This window comes from Streptomyces sp. WM4235 (assembly GCF_001279725.1).
GTDB lineage: Bacteria > Actinomycetota > Actinomycetes > Streptomycetales > Streptomycetaceae > Streptomyces.
This window is the reverse complement of the sequence record NZ_LGDE01000062.1, coordinates 1-8,062: the sequence shown is the minus strand read 5'-3', so window position 1 is coordinate 8,062 and position 8,062 is coordinate 1. Positions and strand designations below refer to the sequence as shown.

General features: G+C 67.0%; 7 protein-coding genes. 2 read left to right on the top strand and 5 right to left on the bottom strand.

The window, feature by feature from the left end:
* Positions 1-120: 120 nt before the first annotated feature.
* The 3 genes from ADK55_RS07630 to ADK55_RS07620 all read right to left on the bottom strand — a co-directional run bounded on the left by ADK55_RS07630 (position 121) and on the right by ADK55_RS07620 (position 3,835).
* Positions 121-1,395 (bottom strand): MFS transporter, encoded by a 1,275-nt coding sequence (locus ADK55_RS07630; protein WP_053676709.1) that lies wholly within the window; start codon positions 1,393-1,395, stop codon positions 121-123.
* 27 nt (positions 1,396-1,422) lie between these two features.
* Complete coding sequence (locus tag ADK55_RS07625; protein WP_053676711.1) at positions 1,423-2,601, bottom strand: amino acid deaminase/aldolase; 1,179 nt, start codon at positions 2,599-2,601, stop codon at positions 1,423-1,425.
* A gap of 505 nt (positions 2,602-3,106) precedes the next feature.
* Entirely contained in the window at positions 3,107-3,835 is a 729-nt protein-coding gene (locus ADK55_RS07620; protein WP_053676710.1) for a type 1 glutamine amidotransferase domain-containing protein, read from the bottom strand.
* A gap of 105 nt (positions 3,836-3,940) precedes the next feature.
* On the opposite strand from ADK55_RS07620, the gene ADK55_RS07615 reads away from it, so the two are divergent.
* On the top strand, positions 3,941-4,591 hold the full coding sequence (locus ADK55_RS07615) for a TetR family transcriptional regulator (protein ID WP_053676708.1): 651 nt from the start codon (positions 3,941-3,943) through the stop codon (positions 4,589-4,591).
* A gap of 410 nt (positions 4,592-5,001) precedes the next feature.
* On the opposite strand, the gene ADK55_RS07610 is transcribed toward ADK55_RS07615, so the two are convergent.
* Complete coding sequence (locus ADK55_RS07610) at positions 5,002-5,337, bottom strand: hypothetical protein (RefSeq protein ID WP_053676707.1); 336 nt, start codon at positions 5,335-5,337, stop codon at positions 5,002-5,004.
* Positions 5,338-5,621: 284 nt separating this feature from the next.
* On the opposite strand from ADK55_RS07610, the gene ADK55_RS07605 reads away from it, so the two are divergent.
* Complete coding sequence (locus ADK55_RS07605; protein WP_159041303.1) at positions 5,622-6,572, top strand: TAXI family TRAP transporter solute-binding subunit; 951 nt, start codon at positions 5,622-5,624, stop codon at positions 6,570-6,572.
* Between the two features lie 11 nt (positions 6,573-6,583).
* Here ADK55_RS07605 and ADK55_RS07600 read toward each other — a convergent pair whose 3' ends face one another.
* Positions 6,584-8,014 carry a sensor histidine kinase gene (locus tag ADK55_RS07600; protein WP_053676705.1) on the bottom strand — a complete coding sequence of 477 codons (1,431 nt, stop codon included), beginning with the start codon at positions 8,012-8,014 and terminating at the stop codon, positions 6,584-6,586.
* Between the last annotated feature and the right edge of the window lie 48 nt (positions 8,015-8,062).

Here is an 8,062-nt window from a genome sequence, read left to right as displayed (position 1 = left end):
GTGCCGTGGATCATGTCTGCCTCGTATGGGTGAAGTGAACCAATTCGTCTGGAGCGTCCTTGGGGACTTCAGGGCTCAGATGTCGGGGCGCTTCCGGGTTCTGGCGGACCTCCTGTGTTCTCACCTGACGGAACGAATGCGGTAGACGAGTGCTGCGCCGACCACTGCCATCGCGCCGACGGTGGTGAAGAGCAGCGGATAGCCCCCTCCTTCTTCGGTGATGATGAAGCTGGCGATCAGAGGAGCCAGTGTCGGGGGGACGACCGAGCCGATGTTCATGATGCCGAGATCCTTTGCTCGGTTTTCGGCATCGGGCAGGACTTGCGTGATCAGGGCCTGGTCGACGGCCATGTAGGCGCCGAAGCCGCCGCCCATGAGTGCCGAAGCGATCAGCGTGGTCGACATGGCAGGGGAGCCGGCCAGGAGGAAGCCAGAGACGGCTTGGAGGATCGCGGCCGATGCGACGAAGATCCGTCGTCGGCCGAGACGGTCCGACAGGACACCGGCCACCGTGGTGGCCAGCACCCCGGCCAGTACGTAGACACCGGTGGCGGTCAGGAGGCTGGTCTCCGGATCCGAGACCTTCAGATGGTCGGTAAGGAAGTAGAGCATGTAGCAGGTGCCCAGTGAGTTGGCCAGGTTGACCAGCAGCCGTCCCCCGAAGGCCCAGGCGAATTCGCGGTTCTTGAGTGAGCTGGCCATGGACACGATCAGTGTGCTCAGCCGCAGTCGGGGCTCTGCTCCGTATCCGGCATCGCGGTGGACCACCAGGAACGGCACGGTACAAGCGATCAGGAGAGCCGCGAGGACGATGTAGCCGGTCGCGGGGGCGAGGCCGAAGGACGAGATGATGGCGATCCCGGCCACCACGCCGAGGGCCTGGGGGCCGTAGATGGCACTGGATATGTTTCCGCGCTGGCGTTCGGGAACACGGTCGGCGATGACAGCCGTCAGTCCGGCGGTGGCGGCGCTGAGCCCCAATAGGCTGGCCGACCATGCCACGCTGACGCCCGTCACGGTGGTCTGCCGGCCGGTGACGACCAGTCCTGCGGCGAACGTGAGGGCGCCGGCGACGATCGAGAGGCGCCGTCGGCCGAAGCGGTTGCGGGAGCGGTCGCACAGTGCACCGCACAGGGGCAGGGCGATCAGGGCGACGACACCGGAGATGCCGTTGACTATGGCGAAGTCACGGACCTTGGATGCCGGATCGATCGCTTCCATCTGCATGGGGAGCAGCAGCTGGAGGGGGACGAGATTCGCCATCCAGTGGCCGAACCAGATCAGGCCGAACAAGGTGGTCCAGCCACGGGTGACGGGCTCGGTTGGTCCTTGGGCGGAAGCCCGTTCGGCGGATGCCGCCGTGACAGTCAGCGGGGATTCGAACTTGGCGGTCATCGGGCCTCCGGGAGGGCCTGGATGGAGTCAGAGGAAGGCGTGTCCTTCACCGCGGTAGGTCGAGACCCGGTCGACGATCTGCGAGCCGGACACGAGGTGGATGTCGTTGACGCGCTCGCACAGTTCGCCGGCTTTGGCATGCCGGAACCAGACATGGTCACCGAGTCGTAGGTCGTGCGCTGCCGTGCCCTGCACCGGCGTCTGGGTTTCCCCGGCCCCTTCCAGGGCGTTCATCCGAAGCCCCTGGGGCCAGCTCAACGTGGGCACGCGGTCGGCGGCGGGCGGGCCGGAGGCGATCCATCCACCTCCGAGGACGGTGGCGATCTTGTTGGTCGGGCGGCGCACCACGGACATGACGAAGTAGGCAGAGGGGCGGGGCCGGAACCATCGGTAGTGGTCGAAGAGTCCGGGACCGTAAAGGCCTGATCCGGCGCCGATCTCGGTGATGACGTGTTCGGACGCGGTTTGCTCGATGGAGCCCGTGCCGCCGCCGTTGACGAATTCCAGCGGTGCGATGGTCTGGACGGCGGCGATGACCGCGGCGCGGCGTTCGGCCAGCTCACGGGTGGAGAGGCGCTGCATCGCGCGGACTGCGGCTCGCTTGAGAGGTGAACCGGGTTGGTTGTCGCCCTGCCCGGCGATCTGTCCTTCGTAGGACATGACGCCGACGAGTGTGAACCCGGCTCGGCCCACGATCGCCCGGGCGAGCTCCGCAGCTTGTCGGGGGGTGCGGACAGGAGAGCGATAAGGGCCTATGTGGAGTCGGCCGCCTGCCAGTTCCAGCGCGGCGTCCAAGTCGATGCAAACGCGGATGTCAGGGCGGGAACGACCCACCGTGGCATCGATGAAGTCCAGTTGGCCGACGGAGTCGATCATGAGGGTGACACGTGAGGCGGCGCGGTCGTCCGCCGCGAGCTGCTTCAGCGCGGTACGGTCCGCGGTCGGATATCCGATGACCACATCGGTGTGGTCTTCTGCCAGCCACAGCGCTTCGGGCAAGGTGAAGGCTAGAATGCCGTGATACCCCTCCCGCTCCGCGGCACGTTTGATCAAGTTACGGCTGCGCACTGACTTGCTGGCCAGGCGGATGGTGGCACGGCCGCCCGCCCTGCGCACCAGGTCGGAGGCGTTCGAGTCGAAGGCATCCAGGTCCACCACGGCGAACGGCGGATCCAGTTGCTCGGTCGCCCTGGCGAGTTGGGCCATGCGGACCTCGCTCCGGCCGGCCAAGTCAGCGGCGGCCGTTCTCACGTACGACCGGTACGTCACGTCTGTGTTCACGCTGCACCCTTCTGGATTGATCATGTTGTCCGGCAGAGCCGGCGGCGGCCGGAGATCGGACCCTTCAGAACGCGGATACGTCTGTGGTCTCGAATAAGGTGTATTTCCGGAGCCTCCCGCTGGCGATGAATCGTTCCCGGCGCCCCGGGCAATCCACCACGACACGAGCTCGCTGAGGCGAGGACGCCGCGCCGCCGCCCTTCCACGGGGTATCGGCCCAAGAGTTGGAACACAGGCGTTCGAACGGCGGCACGTATGCCTGTTGCGTGTGCTCGGGGCAGCACCGAGATCCGCCGGGGCAGGCGAGTACGCGGGGAACGAACTGGGAGTTGGCGTCCTCTCGGTGTCCACCGACCGCCACCGACTCGAACTGACTCGTTGGATCCGCTCCACCGAGCTGCTCCCCGACTCCTTGATTCCGTAGCTCGGATCAGGGTCGATGGGCCGTGGCCGCGCGCCGGGTGACGGCGGCAATCAGGGCGTGGGCGAGTTTGGCCGATGAGGCGGGGTTCTGTCCGGTGTAGAGGTTGCGGTCGATCTCGACATGGGGCCTCAGGGGCAGGGCGGCCTTGGTGTAGTTGGCGCCTCGTTCGATGAGCCTGTCCTGCAGGAGCCAGGGAGCCTTGCGCTTGAGTCCGCCAAGCCGTTCCTCGGTGTTGGACAGGGCGGTCAGCCAGTAGCCGGCGAACGGCCAGCTTCCGTCTGCGTTCTCGGCTGCCAACAGTGCCGCGCCCGCGTGGCAGAGCAAGGCGAGAGGCTTGCCCGACGTCAGCGTTCGGGTGAGGAGGGCCCCGGAGTCGGGGTCGACGGCCAGGTCTTCCATCGGGCCGTGGCCGCCGGGGTAGAAGACCGCGTCGTAGTCGTCCGGGTCGCTGTGCGCCAAGATGCCCGGATGCTGAAGCTGCGGGGCGATGGAGTCCAGGTAGGCGGCGCGTCTTCTGTTGCGGCCGGGTGTACCGCCCGCCGGGAAGGTGAGGCTGACGGGATCGACCGTAGGGGCCACTCCGGCCGGCGTCGCGATGTCGACCTTCCACCCTGCCTTGGTGAACAGTCGATGGGGAACGGCCAGTTCCTCCGCCCAGTAGCCAGTAGGGTGCGCCGCGCCGTCTTTAAGGGTCCAGCGGTCGGCTGCGGACACGACTATGAGGAGGTTGGTCATCGTGAAGCCCTTCACATCCGCTAGTCAAACCATCTGGTTCGGATGCTAGTGGGCCCCGGCGGTAGAATCAAACCCTTCGGTTCGACAAATTTGGAGTGTGTTCGCATGACAACGGGGAGCGACCAGCAGCAGCCCGCCACGGATGAGCGGCGCCAGACACGCGGTCTGGCGACCCAGGAACGTGTGCTCGCCGCCGCGGCCGAGGAATTCACGGCATACGGCGTTGACGGGGCGCGCATCAATCGGATCGCGACCAACGCCCGCGCCAGCAAGGAACGGATCTACGCCTGGTTCGGCGACAAGGAATCACTGTTCGACAGCATCATGCAATGTGGGCTGGACGAGCTGGCCGAGGCCGTACCGATCTCCACCGATCTGGTCGACTACACCGTCCGTCTCCACGACGTATTCACCGCTCGCCCGGACCTGCAGCGGGTGGCCGTCTGGGCCTGGCTGCACGACGGTTCCCGCCCCACCCCGCTGGCCGCCCAGCGACTCGATTCGTACCGGCACAAGATCCGCACCATCACCGAAGCTCAGCGAGACGGTCTGGTCGAAGCATCCTGGGAACCGCACCACCTACTGGTCATGCTGATCACCCTGGCCACGTCCTGGCTCATGGCCCCGGCCGAGGTACGCCAGATCGCCGCCGATTCCGGTGCGAGCGCAGAGCGCCGCGCTCAAGTCCGCTTCGCAGCGGAACGCCTCCTCACCCCGCACCCCGCCAAGCCTGGATCCACCATTCCGGTGCAGTGAGAGTGTGAGGCAGTGGCGAGCGGAGACCGGTTCAAGCGACGAGTGGCAGCACTCATGACGTGATCAGCCGCTGTTCGAACTCGGCTAGCTACAGCAACTACTGAACACGTCCAACCAACCTCGCAAGCGACTCCCGCGGCCGGCTCGCCCACCGTCGCATTGGGCTTCCTCAGCTCTCAGCCGACCCGCAGGGGGCGAGCTGCCCCCGCACCGCTCCCACGCAGTGTACGAAGCGGTCCGGGTGGGCCGGCCGGGAGCGACCCGACATGCGCCCGGCCGGCCGGGCCCCGCGGGGAACCGTGCGAGGCCGCCGCGGAACGGGTCGCGTGCTCTGTCGCCCGTCCCTTTAAACTACGCCCGTAGCCGAGGCCGAGCGCGCCCTGTGGGTCGGCTGGCAGAATGCCGATTTGTCAGACCGCTGTACGGCCCAGCAACGTGTCAGGCCCGGTCCGTGCCGTGATCTCCAGATCTTCCTGTTTCAAGGTGGCGAGGATCGACTCGACGGCGCACCCGGTAACCTGCATCCGATCAGCGAAGGCCAGGACCAGAGGTGAGGGGCCGCCTTCCCGGGCGAAGAGGGTCGTCGCGGACTTCAGGACCTCGTCGCCCAGGCGCAGGCGCCTTGTTCTCCGCCCACCTCTTGCGCAGTTCTCCCGTTCGTCCGTGCGTACGGTCGCCACCTGGGCCGCGTTCCTCTCGTACTGCATCGCCCGGCGCCGCACGGCGACCTGGAGTGTGCAGCCCACTCACGGATGAGTTCTCCGCGCGATGCTCGGTCACCAGCTTCACCGCTCGGTTACAACGGGCAGCGTCCCCATCTCATTTAGCACGAGGCCCGTCCTGTCTGATGGCTCATGGCGGAGAGGCAGAGAAGTCAGGACGGTTCCGACCCGTCTCGCAAGAGTCCGAGCAGAGCAGCGTCCCCGTTGGAGGCGCAAGGCAGCGATAGTCTGTTTCAGGCGGCTGTCTCGGTGCCCGTGTATGTGTCCCGAGCCGGCGGTGCGCTGTTGAGGGAGTTGGTCCCATGTGGGTGGCACGTCTGCTCGTCATTGCGCTCGCCGTGATGCTGTCGGCCACGGCGTGCACGGGAAGTGACGTGCCGGATCGTCCGTCCGGTGAGGTGGCTGTGGCCACCGGCAACCCGGGCGGGGTGTACGCGGAGTACGGGGCCGGCTACGCCGAGGTGATCGGGCGGCGTTTGCCGGGTGTCTCGGCCCAGGTTGTGCACACAGGGGGAAGCGTCGACAACCTGCGTAGGGTCGATGGCGGCCAGGCGCGGGTGGGCTTCGCCTTGGCGGATGCCGCGGCTGACGCGGTGGCCGGGCATCCGCCCTTCTCCCGGCCGCTGCCCGTCGTGGCGCTCGCCGCGTTGTACGACAACTATGTACAGCTCGTTGTTCGCGCGGACAGCCCGGTGCGCAGTGTGAAGGCGCTACGTGGTCTGCGGGTCTCGGTGGGTTCTGACGGGTCGGGTACGGGGCTGATCGCCGAGCGCGTGTTGAAGGTCGCGGGGTTTTCGCCGGAGAAGGATGTGACGTCGCTGCGGCTGGATGTGCGCGAGTCCGCGGCAGCTCTGGCCGCGGGGCGCATCGACGCGTTCTTTTGGAGTGGGGGTCTGCCGACGGCTGCGATCACGGAGCTGCGGCGTGGCACCGCGATCAGGTTGGTGGACCTGGGTGATGTGGTCGGGGAGCTCACCCGGTCGTATGGGGAGCTTTACACCGAGACCACGGTTCCTTCTGTGGTCTATGGGGCGCAGAGCGCGGTGACGACGGTGAGTGTGCCCAACTTCTTGGTTGTGCGTCGCGACATGCCGGCGTCGGAGGCGTATTGGCTGACGCGGTTGCTCTTTGAAGGGCAGTCGCAGTTGATACGGGCGCATCCGGAGGCTCGGCGGCTGGATCGGCGGTCGGCGATTGCCACTGATCCGTTGGAGCTGCATCCGGGTGCGGCCCGCTGGTATCAGGAGTCGCACCCTTGAGGGGTGGCGGTTCAGGCGGTGGTCGTGGGGTGGGGGGCGGTTGGTAGTCGCACGGTTGCGGTGAGTCCGTGGGGTTGCGCCGAGGCCAGGTGAAGTTCGCCGCCTCCGGCTTCGACCAGGATGCGGGTGAGTGCGAGTCCGAGGCCGGTGCCGGGAATGTTTTGATGCCGTGTGCTGCGCCAGAATCTCCCGCCCGCCTGGGAGAGTTCCTCCGCGGTCAGTCCGGAGCCTTGGTCCCGTACGGTCACTTCCACCACGTCGTGTTCCTCATCCGCGGTCTGTCGACTACTGGGCCGGTCGGCGGCGTCGTCGCGGGGGGCGGGGGTGCGGGTCACGGAGACGTCCACCGGCGAACCGTCGCCGAACTTGAGGGCGTTGTCGAGGAGGGTGTCGAGGGTTTGGTCGAGGCAGCCAGGCAGGGACAGTGCGTTGATGTTGGTGGGTATCCGTGTGGTGAGGGGGATGCCTTCGGCGTCGAAGGCGGCTCGCCAGGCGTCGGCGCGGTGGGTAACGACGGCTGACACGTCGATGGGGGTTCGTTCCGCTTCGGAGGCTTCCGCTCTGGCCATGCGCAGCAGTCCGTCGAGCATTTTGCCGAATCGGTCGGCCTCTTCGACCGCGCTGTGGAGTTCGTGCAGGCCTTGGGGGTCGTTCACATAGTCTTCTACGTTCTCCACCCGCAGTCGAAGTGCGGTCAGGGGGTTGCGTAGCTGGTGGGAGGCTTGTGCGACGAAGGCGCGTTGTTGTTCCTGGGATGCGTGCATGCTGTCGGCCATCGCGTTGAAGCTGTTGGCGAGGCGGCGTAGCTCCGGGGCGCCGGCCCGGTCTGAGACGTGGGTTTGCAATCGGCCCTGGGCGACTTCGTGGGTGGCGCGGTCGAGTTCGTGGATGGGGCGCAGCACCCAGCGGACGATGGGGGTCGCGACGGCGATCAGGACGATGGTGAGGGCGGTGAGGCTGCCGAGTATGACGAGGGTGAGGTAGTCGGCGACCTCGGAGCGTGCTCGGTCGGTGGGAGAGACGATCAGTACGGCGCCGAGGATGTGACCGTCTCGTTTGATGGCGTCGGCGTGGATGAAGGGGCGGTTGTCCCATGGCCAGACGACGGTGGGTTGTTCGGGGGGCCGGTCGGCGAGGGCCTGGAGGAGTGCGGAGCGTACGTGGGGTTCCTTCAGGTTGACGGGGGTTGGGGCGACGATGATTTCCCGGTCGGCGTCGACGATGGCGACGTGTGAGTCGTAGAGGCGGGTGTAGCGGGTGGCGGCGGCTTCGAGGCGGCTGGTGCGTCCTGTTTCGAGGGCGGTGGCGGCCATGTCGGCGAACCAGGCGGTGTCCTGGACGCGGCCGGTGAAGGAGGTCTGGATCGTGTGTTCGGCGGTGGTACGTACCAGGGGCACGCTGAGGGCGAGGATGAGGCCGGCGACCGGCTCCTGAGCCCCCATGCACCGCCGCCTCCTCGCCATCCTCTGCGCCCTCGTCGCCGGCCTCAT